We start from the raw sequence: 15,366 nt of genomic DNA on the forward strand, positions 1-15,366 counted from the left end.
GCAACGGGCGTTGCGCGCTTTTGCGTCCGGCAAAAGGCGGGGGGATGAAGCGGGTGCAGCGATTTTTCAGACCGGCGTGCCCGGCATGATCCGGATCGCCGTAGACGCCATGAGCGGCGATCACGGCAGCGCCGTGACGGTCGACGCCGCGATCGAGAGCCTGGGCCGGCACGACGACATCGCGCTCCGGCTGGTCGGCGATTCGGCTGCGCTGGAAGCCCTGGTTGCCGAGCGCCGCGGCCGGAGCAAGACCGCGGCGCTGTTCGATCGTCTGGATATCGTGCATGCCGGCGAGGTCGTCGATATGGACGAGTCGCCGGCGCGGGCGCTGCGTCAGAAGAAAGATTCCTCCATGCGGGTGGCGGTCAATCTGGTGCAGGCCGACGAAGCCGATGCCTGTGTGTCCGCGGGCAACACCGGTGCGTTGATGGCCACCGCGCGCTTCGTGCTCAAGACGCTGTCCGGCATCGACCGCCCCGCGATCATCTCGCCGATCCCCTCGCGTCAGGGGCATACGCTGATGCTCGATCTCGGCGCCAGCGCCGAAAGCACCCCCGAGCAGTTGTTCCAGTTCGCGGTCATGGGCGCGGTGCTGGCCAGCGCGGTGCACGGCGTCGAGCAGCCGCGCGTGGGCCTGCTCAATATCGGCGCCGAAGAGATCAAGGGCAATCAGCAGATCAAGGACGCGGGCCGGTTGCTTTCGGCCAGCGGCTTGAACTACATCGGCTTCGTCGAGGGCGACGATATTTTTATCGGCGATGTCGACGTGGTGGTTTGCGACGGCTTCGTCGGCAACGTGGCCCTCAAGACTAGCGAGGGCCTGGGTAAGCTGATCGCCCAGTATCTACGCGAGGAATTTACGCGCAATTGGCTGACCAAGGCGTCGGCCGTGCTGGCCATGCCGGTGCTCAACGCGTTTCGCAATCGCGTCGACCCGCGCCAGTATAACGGCGCTACCCTGGTCGGCCTGCAGGGCACGGTCGTGAAGTCGCACGGCGATGCGGACGCCACCGCGTTCGCCAGCGCGATCGGGGTGGCGCGGCTCGAGGTCGCCCAGAGCGTACCGCGCCGTATCCGTCAGCAATTGGCGCACAACCTCGGCGAATAGGCCGCCTATCGTCTGGTTCGATCTCGTTCGGCGAATCGGGCCGGCAACGATTGATTCGCCACTTTTCCGACCTTATATCTGTAGCCGTTGATGGTTACGGATCGCATAATCGGGTCGATGACGGCCTGCACGGCCGGCGCTTGTGGCGCCGGGTTCGTGCGGCTGTACCGCCGTATTTATCTCTTCATTCAATCGGCGGGTGCCGCCCGTGCGTCGAATTTCGCGCCGGACGAGTACCAGGAATCGACATGACTGACACCGACAAACCGAAGATCGGGCACGACAGCGGTACCGCGGTCGCGCCCGACAAGCCGAAGACCAAGAAGCCGCCGCTATACAAGGTCGTCATGCACAACGACGATTACACGCCGATGGAATTCGTGGTCGAAATGCTGATGACCTATTTCACGCACGACCGCGATAAAGCGGTACAGATCATGCTGACCGTTCACACACGGGGCAGGGCCGTGGCCGGCACCTATACCGCGCAGATCGCGGAGACCAAAGTGCAGATGGTCAACGACCACGCCCGCGCACACCAGCACCCGCTGTTGTGTACTATGGAAGAGGCCTGACAGGCGCTGTGGATTCGCCTCGCAGGTTTAAATCGAACGCCAAGTTCGGGGACGCAAAATGCTCAGCCAAGAACTGCAGACTGCACTCGACGCCGCCTTCATGGTCGCGCGCCGTCAGCATCACGAAATGCTCACCGTCGAGCATTTGTTGATGTCGTTGCTGGACAACCCGGCAGTGATCGAGGTGCTCGAGGCCGTGAACACGGATATTCAACGTCTCGAGCGCGAGCTCAAGAACTACATCGATACGCACGTACCGGTTGTGCCGGCGGGCGAGGATCATGAGGTCCAGCCGACGCTGGGCTTTCAGCGCGTGTTGCAGCGCGCGGTCTATCATGTCCAGTCCTCCGGCAAGAAAGAAGTGACCGCGGTCAACGTGCTGATCGCGATCTTTTCCGAGCAGGAGTCGCATGCCGTCTACTTGCTCGGCGAACAGGACGTGACCAGGCTGGATGTCGTCAACTTCGTCTCGCACGGCGTGAACAAGTCGGGCGAGGAGTCGGGCGACGCCGGCGGCGCCGGCCAGGCCCAGACCGACGACAGCGGCGAATCCAACGCATCGCCGCTGGAACAGTACGCGACCAATCTCAACCGCCGGGCCGCCGAAGGCGACGTGGATCCGTTGATCGGTCGCGAGCACGAGATCGAGCGGGTGATTCAGACCCTGTGCCGCCGACGCAAGAACAATCCGTTGCTGGTCGGCGAGGCGGGCGTCGGCAAGACCGCGATCGCCGAAGGCCTGGCCAACATGATCGTGGAAGGCCGCGTCCCGGATATTCTGTCGAAAAGCGTGATCTACGCGCTGGATCTCGGCGCGCTGATCGCCGGCACCAAATACCGCGGCGATTTCGAGAAGCGCCTCAAGGGTGTGCTCGCGGAACTCGGCAAACAGAAGGGCGCGGTGCTGTTCATCGACGAGATCCATACCGTGATCGGCGCGGGTGCGGCCTCGGGCGGCGTCATGGACGCGTCCAACCTGCTCAAGCCGAAGCTGGCCTCGGGCGAGTTGCGCTGCATGGGTGCGACCACCTATCAGGAATTCCGCAACATTTTCGAAAAGGATCGCGCGCTGGCGCGCCGGTTCCAGAAGGTGGACGTGCCGGAGCCGAGCGTGGCCGACACGGTGCAGATCCTCAAGGGGTTGAAGAACCACTTCGAGGAACATCATCAGGTGCGTTTCACGCAGCCGGCGCTGGAGGCGGCGGCCGAATTGGCGGCGCGTCACATCAACGACCGGCACCTGCCGGACAAGGCGATCGACCTGATCGACGAGGCGGGCGCGCGCCTGCGCCTGCGCCCGTCGACCAAGCGGCGCAAGACGGTGCAGGTACGCGATATCGAGGAAATGGTCTCGCGCATCGCGCGGATTCCGTCCAAGACGGTTTCCCGGGACGATCGCGCGGTGCTCGGCACGCTGGACCGCGATCTCAAGCTGGTCATCTTCGGTCAGGATCAAGCGGTCGACTCGCTGGCCAGCGCGATCAAAATGTCCAGATCCGGCCTGGATAACCGCGATAAGCCGATTGGCTCCTTCCTGTTCGCCGGCCCGACGGGTGTAGGCAAGACTGAGGTCACGCGCCAGTTGGCGCTGCATCTCGGGGTCGATCTGATCCGCTTCGATATGTCCGAATATATGGAGCGGCATACGGTGTCGCGCCTGATCGGCGCGCCGCCCGGCTATGTCGGCTACGACCAGGGCGGCCTGCTCACCGAGGCGGTCACCAAGCAGCCGCACTCGGTGGTGCTGCTCGACGAGATCGAGAAGGCGCATCCGGATATCTACAACCTGCTGTTGCAGGTCATGGATCACGGCACCCTGACCGACAACAACGGCCGGCAGGCCGATTTCCGCAACGTGATTCTCGTGATGACGACCAACGCCGGCGCCGAGGCGATGGCGAGCCGCGGTATCGGCTTCAATCCGAGCGACAACAGCTCGGACGGCCTGGAAGCGATCCGCCGCGGTTTCACGCCGGAGTTTCGTAACCGGCTGGATTCGATCATCCAGTTCGCGGCGCTCAAGGGCGAGGTGGTCGAGCGCGTGGTCGACAAGTTCGTCCTGCAACTCGAAGCACAGCTCGAGGAGCGCAACGTGGAGTTGGTGGTCGAGCCGGAAGCCCGGGCTTGGGTGGCCGAACGCGGTTACGACGAGCAGATGGGCGCGCGCCCGATGGGCCGCGTGATCCAGGAAAACATCAAGAAGCCGCTCGCCGAGGAGTTGTTGTTCGGCGAACTGGCCAACGGCGGGCGCGTCGTGGTCCGCGTGGTCGACGGCGAACTCGATCTGGACGTGTCGTCGAACGAGAAGATGCCCGAGCAAGCCTGAACGACACGGATTTGAAGGAAAAAGAAGCCGGTACGACGAGCGCGTACCGGCTTCGGGCCGGGTGTGGAATCAACCCGGGCGGGTTTCCGCCCGGGCTTTTTAGGGCTATTCCACCGTTACGCGGTTGAGTTCGGCCAGGCTGATGATGCCGGCGCGCACCTTGTTGAGCCCGGCCTGGCGCAGCGTGAGCACGCCTTCGCTTTCGGCCTGGCGCTCGATATTGTCGGCGTTGCCGCCCGACATGATGATCTGGCCGATGGCGTCGGTGACCGGCATGACCTGGTAGACGCCGATGCGCCCGCGGTGGCCGCCGGTGCAATGATCGCAGCCTTTGGGATTGGCTTCGTAGACCGTGAGTTGATCGAGTTCGTCGGCGGCAAAGCCTTCCTCAACCAGCGCGTCCGGCGGAATCTCGGCCGCGGTCTTGCACTGCGGACACAAACGGCGCGCCAGCCGCTGCGCGATGATCAGAGTGACCGAGGCGGCGATGTTATAGGCCGGAACGCCCATGTTGATCAAGCGGGTGAGCGTCTGCGGCGCGTCGTTGGTATGCACCGTCGACAGCACCATATGCCCGGTTTGGGCGGCCTTGATCGCGATTTCCGCGGTTTCCAGATCGCGGATCTCGCCGACCATGATGACGTCGGGATCCTGACGCAGAAACGCGCGCAGGCAAGTGGCGAAGGTCAGACCGACGCGCGGTTGCACGTTGACCTGGTTGACGCCCGGCAGGTTGATTTCGGCCGGGTCCTCCGCGGTCGAAATGTTGCGATCGGCGGTATTGAGGATATTGAGCGCGGTGTACAGCGACACCGTCTTACCGCTGCCGGTCGGGCCGGTGACCAGCACCATGCCGTAGGGCTTGTGGATGGTCGTTTCGAAGATCGCGCGCTGGTGATCTTCGTAGCCCAGCGCCTCGATGCCCATTTGGGCGCTGGTAGGATCGAGAATTCGCAGCACGATCTTCTCGCCGTGCAGCGTCGGACAGGTCGAGACACGGAAGTCGATCGACCGGTTCTTCGACAGACTCAGCTTGATGCGTCCGTCCTGCGGGATACGGCGCTCGGCCAGATCCAGGCGCGCCATGACCTTGAGACGGGCGGACAGGCGCATGCCGAGGGCGGCCGGCGGCGAGGCGACCTCTTGCAGCACGCCGTCCTGGCGCAGGCGTACGCGATAGCGCTGCTCGTACGGTTCGAAATGGATGTCCGATGCGCCGCGGTTGATCGCATCCAGCAGCACCTTGTTGACGAACCGCACCACCGGGGCGTCGTCGGCATCGGCCCGCAGCGACTCGGCACCGCTGGTCTCGCCGCTGTCCTGTTCGACCGCGAGATTGTCCAGCGCGACATCGTCGAGCCCGGCCATGACGCTGTCGAGCGCATTGAAGCGCGTCTCGATCGCACGTTCGAGCTTGTCCTGTTCGACCAGTACGGCTTCGATATGCCGGCCGGTGTTGAACCGGAACTCGTCCAGGGCCTGAAGATTCGTGGGGTCGGCGACGGCGAGATACAGCGTACGCCCGCGGCCAAAGATCGGTAGGGCGCTGTGCTTGCGGATCAGGCTCTCGGGCGCGGCGTCGACCGGTGCGTGATCGAGATTCACGGCGCGCAGATCGAGCAGGGGCATGGAAAACGCATGCGCCAGCGCGCGCGCCAGAACCGCCGCACTCAGCGCGCGCGTGGCCACGGCGCGGGCGACGAACGACTCTTCGTTAAGCTGGGCTTCGCTCTGAATACGAAGCGCTTCCTCGTGTTCGATGAGGCCGTCTTCGACGAGTTGTCGCGCTAGGCCGCCGAGGGCCGTTTGACGCGTCGGGCGTTGGGTTTTCGGCATGGTTGCGCGACGTACGAATAGTGGCCGATCCGCTCGATCCGGCCGCCGGGTACGCCGTGTGGCACGTACAAATGGCGGATTCGATTGTAGGCGGTTTATTGGGCGCATGTCATGCGCCGAATCCGCCGATTCGCTCATCGGCGGCCGATCATGAAAGCCTCGGCTCGAACCGGCGCTGTAATTCAAGCTCCCGACCCGGTGGCCGATAGGCGCAGAGATAGATATTCGCAAACCGGAGCGCATAGTGGCCATCGGCATTGACACAAACGTATTAACCGCTGCGGCAAGACCCGAAAACGCCGAGCGTGCGGGCTTCGCGCCCGACGAGCGTACCGCATCGAACTTCAAGTTCGATAACGTCTCTCAGGGCGATGTTTCGCTGCGCGCCACCAGGCGTCAACTCGCGCAAAGCGTGGTCCGCGCGAAACGGCGCGAGCCCGCCATGAGCCGGGCGGAACTAGCCGGAAAAGCGACGCTATTACGAAATCAATTCAGCGGACCGGCCTATAATGCGGCCGCCGCGGCGCGCGAAGTGCCCGATACCGATGACCCCGCGTTGCTGGCTCGGGCCAAGCAGGCAACCGCCTTTGCCCAAGACTACGGCCGGGGCGGCGCTACGGGGAATCCGTTCAAAAAGCTGTCGGACCATCAGCTCACGCTGGTGATGTACGACGACAGCGGCAGCTATACTACGAACGAGCGCCGCGCGGCTTGGCTGGAGCAATATGATCGATATGAGGCTTGGAGCAAGAAAGTCGTAGCTGCCGCTCAAGCCGAATACCGTGCGACCGGCCGGAACGACGAGTTCTTCCAGGCTTGTATCGATTACTACAACGCGCTGCCCCCGATCGAACAGGCGCAATATCCGGCTGATTATGTCGCGCGGAGACAATACTGGATCGAGAACAACAAATCGTTCTTTTAGGGTTCGCCCCGATTAGACGCCGAAAGCGCCATGTCGCCGGGTACGGCAGCGGCTGAAAATGGTCGGAGTAGCAGGATTTGAACCTACGACCTCCACCTCCCGAAGGTGGCGCTCTACCAAGCTGAGCTATACTCCGATACTGTTCAGGATCGGCGCTGAACCGAAAATTCGGCCAGTGAAACCAAGGAATCCTTGAACTGCGACGACTCGAACGGGGCCAGGCAATCGATAGCGCTCCGGGCAGCCTCGTCGGCGCGGCCAAAAGTGTATGTCATCGCATCCGTGGATTCAATGGCCTTTTTAATAGAATCCATGGCGCCGAGGTCGGCATCGCGGATCGCCCGGCGCAACGGTGCCGCATCGGCCTCTTCGGAACGCGCCAGCGCACAGATCAGGGGCAGGGTGGTCTTGCCCTCGGCCAGATCGTCACCCAGATTCTTGCCATAGGTGTGGTCGCCGTGCCCGTAGTCGAGCGCATCGTCCACGACCTGGAACGCGACGCCGAGATGGCGCCCGAAATCCGCCATGGCCTGGCATTCGCGGGGCGTGCGGCCGGCGAGCAGCGCGCCCAGACGGCAGCCGGCCGAGAACAGGCTGGCGGTCTTGCGATCGACGACCTCGAGATAATCCTGTTCCGACAGGTCCGGGTCATGCGTGTGTATTAGTTGCATGACTTCGCCTTCGGCAATGCGGTTGGTGGCGTCGGCCAGCACCTTCATCACCTCGAACGAGTCGAGTTCCACCATCAACTGGAACGCGCGCGAGTACAGGAAATCGCCGGTGAGCACACTGGCGCCGTTGCCCCAGACGTTGTTGGCGGTTTCACGCCCCCGGCGCAACGTGGACTCGTCGACCACATCGTCGTGCAACAGGGTGGCGGTATGGATGAACTCGATGATCACCGCCAGCAGATGATGGGCCTCGCCGACGTAACCGGCGGCGCGGGCGGCGAGTACGACGAGCGCGGGACGGATGCGTTTGCCGCCGCTGGAGATGATGTATTCGCCCAACGTGTTGATGAGAACGACGTCGGAACTCAGCCGCTCACGGATCAGCGCGTCGACCGCGCGCATGTCATCGTCGACCGGCTGGAACAGCGGCTGGATAATCATCGGTCCGAAATCGTAAAAACAGCGGCAAAGTTAGGGCTGCGGCCGCATTCTGTCAAGAAACGGGAAGGCGCGGGCAGGCGTTGACCGGCACGCCGCGAAGCCGTATCATTCGCGCTCTTTAAACGGGCCGTATGCGCCCGCAATCTGCGTTTGGAGTGGACATGCACGCGGTAATCCGTACCGGCGGAAAACAGTACAGGGTCGCTGAAGGCGATGTGGTACGCGTCGAGAAGCTCGACGCCGAAACCGGCAGCACGATCGAGCTGTCCGACGTGTTGCTGATTTCCGACGGCGATAACGTCCAGGTCGGCACCCCGGTGCTCGACGGCAAGGCGGTTTCGGCCGATGTGCAGAATCATGGCCGTGCCGACAAGATCGAAGTGATCAAATTCAAGCGTCGCAAGAAATATCGTCGCAAGCACGGCCACCGCCAGCACTATACGCAGCTCAAGATCACCGCGATTCCGGGCGCATAAGCGACCCGTAATCGATACCCTCGAATCGGAGGAATACAGTCATGGCACATAAAAAGGCAGGCGGTTCCACCCGCAACGGTCGCGATTCCGAATCGAAACGCCTCGGCGTGAAGAAATTCGGTGGCCAGCAGGTCCGGGCCGGCAATATCATCGTGCGCCAGCGCGGCAGCACCTTCCATGCGGGCGCCAACGTCGGCACCGGTAAGGACTACACGCTCTACGCCGGCGTCGACGGCACCGTGAACTTCGCCGTCAAGGGGCCGCGGAACCGTAAGTTCATCTCGGTCGTTCCGGCCGCTGACTGATAAAGTTTCGCCGCTCGCGATCGCGAAAGCCTCGCTTCGGCGGGGCTTTTTTATGTTCGCTTGTGCCGCATCGATAAGCCGTTCATCATCCCGCGCTGAGGGCGGATCGCATGAAATTCGTTGATGAAGCCAATCTTCGCGTGGAAGCCGGCGACGGCGGTCATGGCTGCCTGAGTTTCCGGCGCGAAAAATACGTGCCGCACGGCGGGCCGGACGGCGGCGACGGCGGCGACGGCGGCAGCGTCTACCTGATCGCCGATCACAATCTGAACACGCTCTACGATTACCGTATCAACCGCGTGTTCAAGGCCGAGCGCGGCGCGAACGGCGCAGGCAAGAACCGCACCGGCGCGAAGGGCGAAAATCGTTATCTTCCGGTACCGGTCGGTACGCTCTGCTACGCCCGCGAGACCCAGGAGTTGATCGGCGATCTGACGCGCGACGGCGAAACGCTGTGCGTGGCGAAGGGCGGCTACCACGGGCTGGGTAACGCACGCTTCAAGTCGAGCACCAATCAAGCGCCGCGCAAGACGACCGACGGCACCCCGGGCGAGGTTCGCGAACTGCGCCTGGAGCTGAAGCTGCTGGCCGATATCGGCCTCGTCGGCCTGCCGAACGCGGGAAAATCCACGTTGCTATCGGCTATTTCGGCGGCGCGGCCACGCATCGCGGATTATCCGTTCACCACGCTCGTGCCCCAGGTCGGCGTGGTGAGTGCGGGGCCGCTTCGCAGCTTCACGCTGGTCGATCTGCCGGGGCTGATCGAGGGTGCGGCCGAGGGCATCGGGCTCGGCCACCGGTTCCTGCGTCATGTGCAGCGCACCCGGCTATTGTTTCACTTGGTCGATGCGGCCGATATCGAGGGCCGTGATCCGGTCGCGCAGATCCGGACCATCAGCGAAGAGCTCGAACGTTTCAACCCGGTGCTGGCCGAGCGCCCGCGCTGGTTGCTGTTGAATAAGATCGACGCGCTCGAACCCGAGGCCGTGGACGAACTGCGCGAACGGGTCGTCGCCGAACTGGACTGGCCGGGCCCAATCTATACGATATCGGCGATTCGGCCCGATTCGCTGCATGTGCTGATCGACGCGGCGATGAATGCACTCGAGGCGGCCGCTGCCGAAACACAGGCCGTAAGCAAAGAAAGCGTCTCCGGATCGCCCGACGATGAGCGCGCGTGAGGCATTGCCCAGCGTTCGACGCTGGGTTGTCAAGATCGGTAGCGCGCTGCTGACCGCCGACGGCCGGGGGCTGGATCGCGCGCGATTGGATGAATGGGCCGGCCAGATCGCGACGTTGGCGGCCGGGGGCAGCGAGGTGGTGCTGGTATCCTCCGGTTCGGTGGCCGAGGGCATGGCCCGGCTTGGCTGGCGAGCGCGGCCCTCGCGGCTGGACGAACTGCAGGCTGCGGCTTCGGTGGGCCAGGCCGGGCTGGTCGAGGCCTATGGCCGGGCTTTTTCCGCCTTCGACCGGCGCGCCGCCCAGGTTCTGCTCACGCACGATGATGTCTCTCACCGCGGGCGCTATCTGAACGCACGCCGCACGCTGATGACGCTGCTCGGGCTTGGCGTCGTGCCCATCGTCAACGAAAACGACGCCATCGCGATGGACGAGATCCGCGTGGGTGATAACGATACGCTCGCCGCGCTGGCGGTCAACCTGATCGACGCGGAAGGGCTGATCATCCTGACCGATCAAGCCGGGGTGTTCGATGCCGACCCGCGCGCCAACCCGGACGCCACCCTCATCGATGAAATCGAAGCCTATGCGCCCGAGTTGCTGACCATGGCCGGCGCGCGCGGCGGCGCGCTCGGCCGCGGCGGCATGCAGACCAAGATTCTCGCCGCCCGGCAGGCAGCGGATTCGGGCGCGACGACGGTGATCGTCGATGGGCGCACGCCGCGCGTGCTCGCGCGTATCGCGGCGGGCGAAAAGCTGGGAAGCCTGCTCACGCCACGGCCCGGCGAACGCCGGGCCGCGCGCAAGAACTGGCTGGCCGGACAGCGCCGCGTACGCGGCCGGGTCTATGTGGATGCCGGCGCGGCGCGCGTGTTGCGCGATGCGGGGCGAAGTCTGCTGCCGATCGGCGTGACGCGTATCGAAGGTGATTTCCGGCGTGGCGATCTGGTCGCTTGTGTCGCCCCGGAGGGCTGTGAAATCGCGCGCGGACTGACCAACTATGATGCGCGCGAGGCGCGTCTCCTGGCCGGCCAGCCCAGCGAGCGGATTCCGGCGATTCTCGGCTACGACCGTGAGCCGGAACTGATCCACCGGGACAATCTGGTCACCGTCTGATCGGAATCGATAGTGCCTTATTAGGTTCCCGATGCACGATATTCCACCGACTTTCTCCCCTCTAAAAGACCTAGAACCGATATGTCTTCATCAAGGCCAGGCCAGTGAATACCTTCTCCTTCGTCAAGCAGCTCGAAGTTCGACAGTTGCTCGGGATTAGCACGTGCAAGTCGAGGAAACCATACGAGTGGAACCGACAGCACACGACCGTCATTAAGGAAAACCACGAGCTCTTCGGCCGTACATCTTACTTGAGTCGCATGTGGAATCGTATCAAGTGCTAAAGAACTCATTCCATGCCTCCACTAACGTCTGTTAATGCGCGTCAACCAGCTTGAATAGATCGTTAAGCTCGTGGGCTGAAAAACCGGTGCTTGTAGTGTTCGGCTAATCTGCGATGAACATAAAAAAACCCGCCGAGCGAGCGGCGGGTTTGCATGTTCGTTGTGCGCTGGCTCAAGCCTGGCCGTCGTTTAGCCTGTCGCTTGCGCCATCGCCTTGATCTGTGCATTCAGGCGCGACTTGTGGCGCGCGGCCTTGTTGCGGTGGATCTGCCCCTTACCGGCCATGCGGTCGATGATGGGAACCGCATTCTTGAAGGCTTCCTGCGCGCCCGGCAGATCGTTCGCGCCAATGGCTTTCTGCACCTTTTTGATATGCGTGCGCACCAGCGAACGTTGCGCCATATTGCGCTGACGGTGCTTGGTGGCCTGGCGGACGCGTTTGCGGGCTTGGGCAGTATTTGCCACGGACAGCTCCTGAATAGAGTTTGGATGCCGGAAAGGCGCGCGATTATCGTGGTTTGCGTGCGTGTTGTCAACATCGACCCGTCATCTTTCGGCGTCTTTCCGCTGCGATCAAGCTGAGAAAGTTCGGCTGTTTGATCGCCGGAATAATAAGGCTATAGTGCGCAGCGTTTCGGCTTCCGGCAGTTTTATGGCTTCATCCCTGGCCCGGTCGACCAGCGTTGTCGGCGCGATGACGTTCTGCTCGCGCATTCTGGGCTTCGTGCGCGATGTGGTGTTGGCCGTGATGTTCGGCGCCGGGCCGGCGATGGACGCATTTATCGTCGCCTTCAAGATCCCCAATTTCCTGCGCCGGCTGTTCGCCGAGGGCGCGTTCGCCCAGTCTTTCGTGCCGGTGCTGTCGTCGACGCGCGACCAGGAAAGCGGCGATGCGGTCAAGGCGCTGGTTTCGGCGGTGGCCGGCACGCTTGGCGTGATTCTGATCGGGTTGACGGTGATCGGCGTGATCGGCGCGCCGCTTTTGATCTATGCGTTCGCGCCGGGTTTTGCCGACTCGCCGGATCAGTTCTCGCTCGCGGTCGATCTGCTACGGATCACTTTCCCCTATCTGCTGTTCATTTCGCTGACCGCCCTGGCCGGCGGTATCCTCAACACTTACGGCCAATTTGCTGTACCCGCGGTCACGCCGGTTCTGCTCAATATTTGCATGATCGGCGCGGCGCTCGGTCTGTCGCCCCTGTTCGCCCGTCCGGAGATCGCGCTGGCGGTCGGCGTGTTCATCGCCGGCGTGGCGCAGTTGGCGTTTCAAATTCCGTTCTTGATGCGCATCGACCGGCTGCCGCGGCCGCGCTGGGGCTGGGTGGATGCGAAAGTCCGGCGCATTCTGCGTTTGATGCTGCCGATCATGTTCGGTTCATCGGTGGCCCAGATCACGCTGCTGTTGGATACTATCGTGGCTTCGTTTCTGGCGGCCGGCAGTGTGAGCTGGCTCTATTATGCCGACCGGCTGATGCAGTTCCCGCTCGGCATATTCTCGGTGGCGATCGCGACCGTGATTCTGCCGACGCTTTCCGCGCGCCACGCCAGCGCATCCGTCGCCGAGTTTTCGGCCATTTTGGACTGGGCGCTCAAGCTGCTGGCGCTGCTCGGACTGCCGGCGATGGCCGGGCTATTCGTTCTTGCCGGGCCACTGGTCGCGACATTGTTCAACTATCGGTCGTTCAACGCCCACGACACCTTGATGACCCAGTATGCGCTGATGGCGTATTCATTCGGTTTCATGGGGTTTTCGTTGGTCAAGGTATTGGTGACCGGTTTTTTCTCACGCGAGGATTCGCGTACGCCGGTGCGCTGCGGCGTGATTTCCATGGCCAGCGCGATGGCGATGAATCTGATCTTCGTGGGCATTTTCGAGTTGATGCACTGGCCCGCGCCGCATGCCGGGCTGGCGCTCGCCGGCTCGCTGGGCGCGTTCGTCAACGCCGCTTTGCTGTTTCGCCATCTGCGCGCCAGCGGCGCCTATCAGCCGGGCGTTGGCTGGGCCGCGCTGTTGTGGCGCGTGGTGCTGGGGTGCATCGTAATGGCTGTGGTGCTGCATATCGGCACCGCGACCACGGCGGTTTGGATATCGCGCAGCGCGCTCGTGCGCGTGGGCTGTCTGGCGGCATGGATCGGCGTGGGTGTCGCGATTTATTTCGTCGTGCTCGGGCTGCTCGGCATCAGGCCGCACCAGTTCCGGCTGGACAACGGCACAAAGTCAGTGATCGGAGAGCACGGTTGATGCGCATCATCCGTTCCATACGTACGGCACCGGCAAGCGCTAGCGGCTGCGTGTTGACGATCGGCAATTTCGACGGGTTGCACCGCGGTCATCAGGCCGTGATCGAGCGTGCGCGCGAGCGTGCCGCCGAGCTTGGGCTGCCGGCCGCGCTGATGACCTTCGACCCGACCCCCAGGGCTTTCTTCTTGCCGCACGATCCGCCGCCGCGCCTGTCCTCGCTACGCGAGAAGATGGAAGACGCGGCTTGCTTCGGCATCGATGTTTTTGTGCGGGCGCGCTTCGATCGGGCGTTCGCCAAATTGTCGCCCGAGGCATTTCTCGATGATCTGATCGAGCGGCGGCTCGGCGCGCGCGCGATCCTGGTCGGCCGCGATTTCCGTTTCGGCCATCGTCGGGCGGGCGGTATTCATACCCTGGAGCGTTTCGCCGACCGGCGCGGGGTCGAACTGCTGCCGGTGCCCGATGTCTATGTCGACGGCGACCGCGTAAGCTCGACCCGTGTGCGCGAGTGCCTGAACGAGGGCGATGTGCCCGGCGCGGCGCGGCTGCTCGGCCGGGCTTATCGGGTAACCGGCCGCGTGATCGGCGGCGAACGACTCGGGCGTACGCTCGGATTTCCCACCGCCAACCTGCGGCTGGAGCGGCCGGCGGCGCTGCGTTACGGGGTCTACGCGGTACGGGTGCGGCTGGCCGATGGCAGCGAGCACGCCGGCGCCGCCAGTTTTGGCGTGCGCCCGACGGTCAATGGGCGCGACGAGCTGTTGGAAACCTACCTGCTCGATTTCTCCGGCGATTTATATGGCCGACGGATTGACGTATTCTTCGACCACTTCGTTCGCGCCGAAGCGCACTACGATTCGCTCGAGGCGTTGACACGTCAGATGCATACCGATGTCGCCGAGGTCCGGCGGCTCCTGGCCAACACGAGTTCACGATGAGCCAATCTCAAGACGAGCCCCAAGACGAGTCCGGAGCCGAGCGCGGTTTCGAACTGCAGAATGTCCACTGGTTCTGGCTGTCCGCGCTGGTCATCGCCGCCGATCAGGTGACCAAGCAATTGGTCGCCAATCATTTCGCGCTCTACGAATCGACGCCGTTGCTGCCTTGGCTCAACCTCACGCTCGTGCACAACACCGGCGCGGCGTTTTCGATTTTGCGCGGCGCGACGCCGTGGTTGTTCGTCGGCTTGAGCATCGCCGTGGTCGTCGGGATTCTGGTCTGGATGCGGCGTCATCCGCACGACAGCCGGCTGCTGGCCGCAGCACTCAGCCTGGTGGCCGGCGGCGCGCTCGGCAACGCCATCGACCGGGCGACGCGCGGCTTCGTCGTGGACTTCGTCGACTTCCATATCGGCGCCTGGCACTACCCGGCGTTCAACATCGCCGACTGTGGGATCTGCGTCGGCGCCGCGCTGATCGTGCTCGACATGCTGCTGCCGCGTCGCCGCGCATAGCGCCTGGCTACCAGCACTCGTCGGAGACGTTGTCGCCCTGGCCCGGCTGCGCGCCGGTCCAGGCTTTCTTCGCCCCGGTCTGATCGAGCGTGTACGTTCGGCAGGTGTCGTTTTCCTGATCGCCGACGGCCTTGGCCGTGATCGTGTAATTTTGGCTACCGTTGCTGGATGCGCTGATCGAATAGGCGTCGTTTTCGGTCGTGCCGTTAACGCCCAGATCGGCCAATTCACCCGTATACTGGTGCTTGACCGCGTAGTATTGCTCCTCGCGGTTGGCGGCCTTCAACAGCGAGCTCTTGGCGTCGACGCGCCGTGCTTCGCGCACCTGGTTCAGATATAGCGGATAAGCGATTGCCGCCAGGATGCCGACGATCGCGACCACGATCATCAATTCGATCAGCGTGAAGCCTTTGTTATTTTTTCGCATGT

The 15,366-nt window shown here is 63.3% G+C and carries 16 protein-coding genes and 1 tRNA gene; 11 read left to right on the forward strand and 6 right to left on the reverse strand.

Features of this window, described 5'->3' with window-relative positions; genetic code table 11:
- Window positions 1-85 precede the first annotated feature (85 nt).
- The 3 genes from plsX to clpA all read left to right on the forward strand — a co-directional run bounded on the left by plsX (window position 86) and on the right by clpA (window position 4,009).
- Window positions 86-1,108, forward strand: coding sequence for a phosphate acyltransferase PlsX (gene plsX, locus VFJ08_RS10230; RefSeq protein WP_324997107.1), 1,023 nt, complete (start codon window positions 86-88; stop codon window positions 1,106-1,108).
- 248 nt (window positions 1,109-1,356) lie between these two features.
- Entirely contained in the window at window positions 1,357-1,683 is a 327-nt protein-coding gene (gene clpS, locus VFJ08_RS10235; RefSeq protein WP_324997108.1) for an ATP-dependent Clp protease adapter ClpS, read from the forward strand.
- 58 nt (window positions 1,684-1,741) lie between these two features.
- Entirely contained in the window at window positions 1,742-4,009 is a 2,268-nt protein-coding gene (clpA, locus tag VFJ08_RS10240) for an ATP-dependent Clp protease ATP-binding subunit ClpA (RefSeq protein ID WP_324997109.1), read from the forward strand.
- Window positions 4,010-4,114: 105 nt separating this feature from the next.
- Here the strand turns inward: clpA and pilB are convergent, their stop codons facing one another.
- Window positions 4,115-5,845, reverse strand: a complete 1,731-nt coding sequence (gene pilB, locus VFJ08_RS10245) for a type IV-A pilus assembly ATPase PilB (RefSeq protein ID WP_324997110.1) — start codon at window positions 5,843-5,845, stop codon at window positions 4,115-4,117.
- A gap of 244 nt (window positions 5,846-6,089) precedes the next feature.
- On the opposite strand from pilB, the gene VFJ08_RS10250 reads away from it, so the two are divergent.
- A complete protein-coding gene (locus VFJ08_RS10250; protein WP_324997111.1) occupies window positions 6,090-6,770 on the forward strand; it encodes a hypothetical protein in 681 nt (226 codons plus the stop codon).
- A gap of 59 nt (window positions 6,771-6,829) precedes the next feature.
- Here the strand turns inward: VFJ08_RS10250 and VFJ08_RS10255 are convergent.
- Together VFJ08_RS10255 and VFJ08_RS10260 are read right to left on the reverse strand one after the other, a co-directional pair.
- Window positions 6,830-6,906 (reverse strand) — tRNA-Pro (locus VFJ08_RS10255).
- Between the two features lie 7 nt (window positions 6,907-6,913).
- Window positions 6,914-7,882: a polyprenyl synthetase family protein gene (locus VFJ08_RS10260; RefSeq protein ID WP_324997112.1), complete on the reverse strand. Its 969-nt coding sequence runs from the start codon at window positions 7,880-7,882 to the stop codon at window positions 6,914-6,916.
- Between the two features lie 161 nt (window positions 7,883-8,043).
- On the opposite strand from VFJ08_RS10260, the gene rplU reads away from it, so the two are divergent.
- The 4 genes from rplU to proB all read left to right on the forward strand — a co-directional run bounded on the left by rplU (window position 8,044) and on the right by proB (window position 10,958).
- Window positions 8,044-8,358: a 50S ribosomal protein L21 gene (rplU, locus tag VFJ08_RS10265; protein WP_324997113.1), complete on the forward strand. Its 315-nt coding sequence runs from the start codon at window positions 8,044-8,046 to the stop codon at window positions 8,356-8,358.
- 41 nt (window positions 8,359-8,399) lie between these two features.
- A complete protein-coding gene (rpmA, locus tag VFJ08_RS10270) occupies window positions 8,400-8,663 on the forward strand; it encodes a 50S ribosomal protein L27 (RefSeq protein WP_324997114.1) in 264 nt (87 codons plus the stop codon).
- A 110-nt stretch (window positions 8,664-8,773) separates the two neighbouring features.
- Window positions 8,774-9,844 (forward strand): Obg family GTPase CgtA, encoded by a 1,071-nt coding sequence (gene cgtA, locus VFJ08_RS10275; protein ID WP_324997115.1) that lies wholly within the window; start codon window positions 8,774-8,776, stop codon window positions 9,842-9,844.
- The gene (proB, locus tag VFJ08_RS10280; RefSeq protein ID WP_324997116.1) at window positions 9,831-10,958 is read left to right on the forward strand and encodes a glutamate 5-kinase; all 1,128 of its coding nucleotides are present in this window, start codon (window positions 9,831-9,833) and stop codon (window positions 10,956-10,958) included. The genes cgtA and proB overlap by 14 nt, the downstream gene beginning before the upstream one ends.
- Before the next feature lie 20 nt (window positions 10,959-10,978).
- Here proB and VFJ08_RS10285 read toward each other — a convergent pair whose 3' ends face one another.
- Together VFJ08_RS10285 and rpsT are read right to left on the reverse strand one after the other, a co-directional pair.
- The gene (locus VFJ08_RS10285; RefSeq protein WP_324997117.1) at window positions 10,979-11,251 is read right to left on the reverse strand and encodes a DUF2442 domain-containing protein; all 273 of its coding nucleotides are present in this window, start codon (window positions 11,249-11,251) and stop codon (window positions 10,979-10,981) included.
- 180 nt (window positions 11,252-11,431) lie between these two features.
- Window positions 11,432-11,707, reverse strand: a complete 276-nt coding sequence (rpsT, locus tag VFJ08_RS10290) for a 30S ribosomal protein S20 (protein WP_324997118.1) — start codon at window positions 11,705-11,707, stop codon at window positions 11,432-11,434.
- A gap of 187 nt (window positions 11,708-11,894) precedes the next feature.
- Here rpsT and murJ point away from each other — a divergent pair, with 187 nt between their 5' ends.
- Genes murJ through lspA form a run of 3 tightly spaced genes read left to right on the forward strand, consistent with a single transcriptional unit; the run spans window position 11,895 to window position 14,937 of the window.
- A complete protein-coding gene (gene murJ, locus VFJ08_RS10295) occupies window positions 11,895-13,484 on the forward strand; it encodes a murein biosynthesis integral membrane protein MurJ (RefSeq protein WP_324997119.1) in 1,590 nt (529 codons plus the stop codon).
- Complete coding sequence (locus VFJ08_RS10300) at window positions 13,484-14,422, forward strand: bifunctional riboflavin kinase/FAD synthetase (protein WP_324997120.1); 939 nt, start codon at window positions 13,484-13,486, stop codon at window positions 14,420-14,422. The genes murJ and VFJ08_RS10300 overlap by 1 nt, the downstream gene beginning before the upstream one ends.
- Window positions 14,419-14,937 (forward strand): signal peptidase II, encoded by a 519-nt coding sequence (gene lspA / locus VFJ08_RS10305; RefSeq protein ID WP_324997121.1) that lies wholly within the window; start codon window positions 14,419-14,421, stop codon window positions 14,935-14,937. The genes VFJ08_RS10300 and lspA overlap by 4 nt, the downstream gene beginning before the upstream one ends.
- Before the next feature lie 7 nt (window positions 14,938-14,944).
- Here lspA and VFJ08_RS10310 read toward each other — a convergent pair whose 3' ends face one another.
- Window positions 14,945-15,364: a type IV pilin protein gene (locus tag VFJ08_RS10310; RefSeq protein ID WP_324997122.1), complete on the reverse strand. Its 420-nt coding sequence runs from the start codon at window positions 15,362-15,364 to the stop codon at window positions 14,945-14,947.
- Between the last annotated feature and the right edge of the window lie 2 nt (window positions 15,365-15,366).

The organism is Salinisphaera sp. (assembly GCF_035690525.1).
Lineage (GTDB): Bacteria > Pseudomonadota > Gammaproteobacteria > Nevskiales > Salinisphaeraceae > Salinisphaera.

What these genes read in the sequence shown, in the direction of transcription:
- murJ (WP_324997119.1), top strand. Translation starts at nt 11,895, where the DNA reads ATGGCTTCATCCCTGGCCCGGTCGACCAGCGTTGTCGGCGCGATGACG.
- clpA (WP_324997109.1), top strand. Translation starts at nt 1,742, where the DNA reads ATGCTCAGCCAAGAACTGCAGACTGCACTCGACGCCGCCTTCATGGTC.
- VFJ08_RS10310 (WP_324997122.1), bottom strand. Translation starts at nt 15,364, where the DNA reads ATGCGAAAAAATAACAAAGGCTTCACGCTGATCGAATTGATGATCGTG.
- pilB (WP_324997110.1), bottom strand. Translation starts at nt 5,845, where the DNA reads ATGCCGAAAACCCAACGCCCGACGCGTCAAACGGCCCTCGGCGGCCTA.
- proB (WP_324997116.1), top strand. Translation starts at nt 9,831, where the DNA reads ATGAGCGCGCGTGAGGCATTGCCCAGCGTTCGACGCTGGGTTGTCAAG.
- rplU (WP_324997113.1), top strand. Translation starts at nt 8,044, where the DNA reads ATGCACGCGGTAATCCGTACCGGCGGAAAACAGTACAGGGTCGCTGAA.
- lspA (WP_324997121.1), top strand. Translation starts at nt 14,419, where the DNA reads ATGAGCCAATCTCAAGACGAGCCCCAAGACGAGTCCGGAGCCGAGCGC.
- rpmA (WP_324997114.1), top strand. Translation starts at nt 8,400, where the DNA reads ATGGCACATAAAAAGGCAGGCGGTTCCACCCGCAACGGTCGCGATTCC.
- clpS (WP_324997108.1), top strand. Translation starts at nt 1,357, where the DNA reads ATGACTGACACCGACAAACCGAAGATCGGGCACGACAGCGGTACCGCG.
- cgtA (WP_324997115.1), top strand. Translation starts at nt 8,774, where the DNA reads ATGAAATTCGTTGATGAAGCCAATCTTCGCGTGGAAGCCGGCGACGGC.
- VFJ08_RS10260 (WP_324997112.1), bottom strand. Translation starts at nt 7,882, where the DNA reads ATGATTATCCAGCCGCTGTTCCAGCCGGTCGACGATGACATGCGCGCG.
- plsX (WP_324997107.1), top strand. Translation starts at nt 86, where the DNA reads ATGATCCGGATCGCCGTAGACGCCATGAGCGGCGATCACGGCAGCGCC.
- VFJ08_RS10300 (WP_324997120.1), top strand. Translation starts at nt 13,484, where the DNA reads ATGCGCATCATCCGTTCCATACGTACGGCACCGGCAAGCGCTAGCGGC.
- VFJ08_RS10285 (WP_324997117.1), bottom strand. Translation starts at nt 11,251, where the DNA reads ATGAGTTCTTTAGCACTTGATACGATTCCACATGCGACTCAAGTAAGA.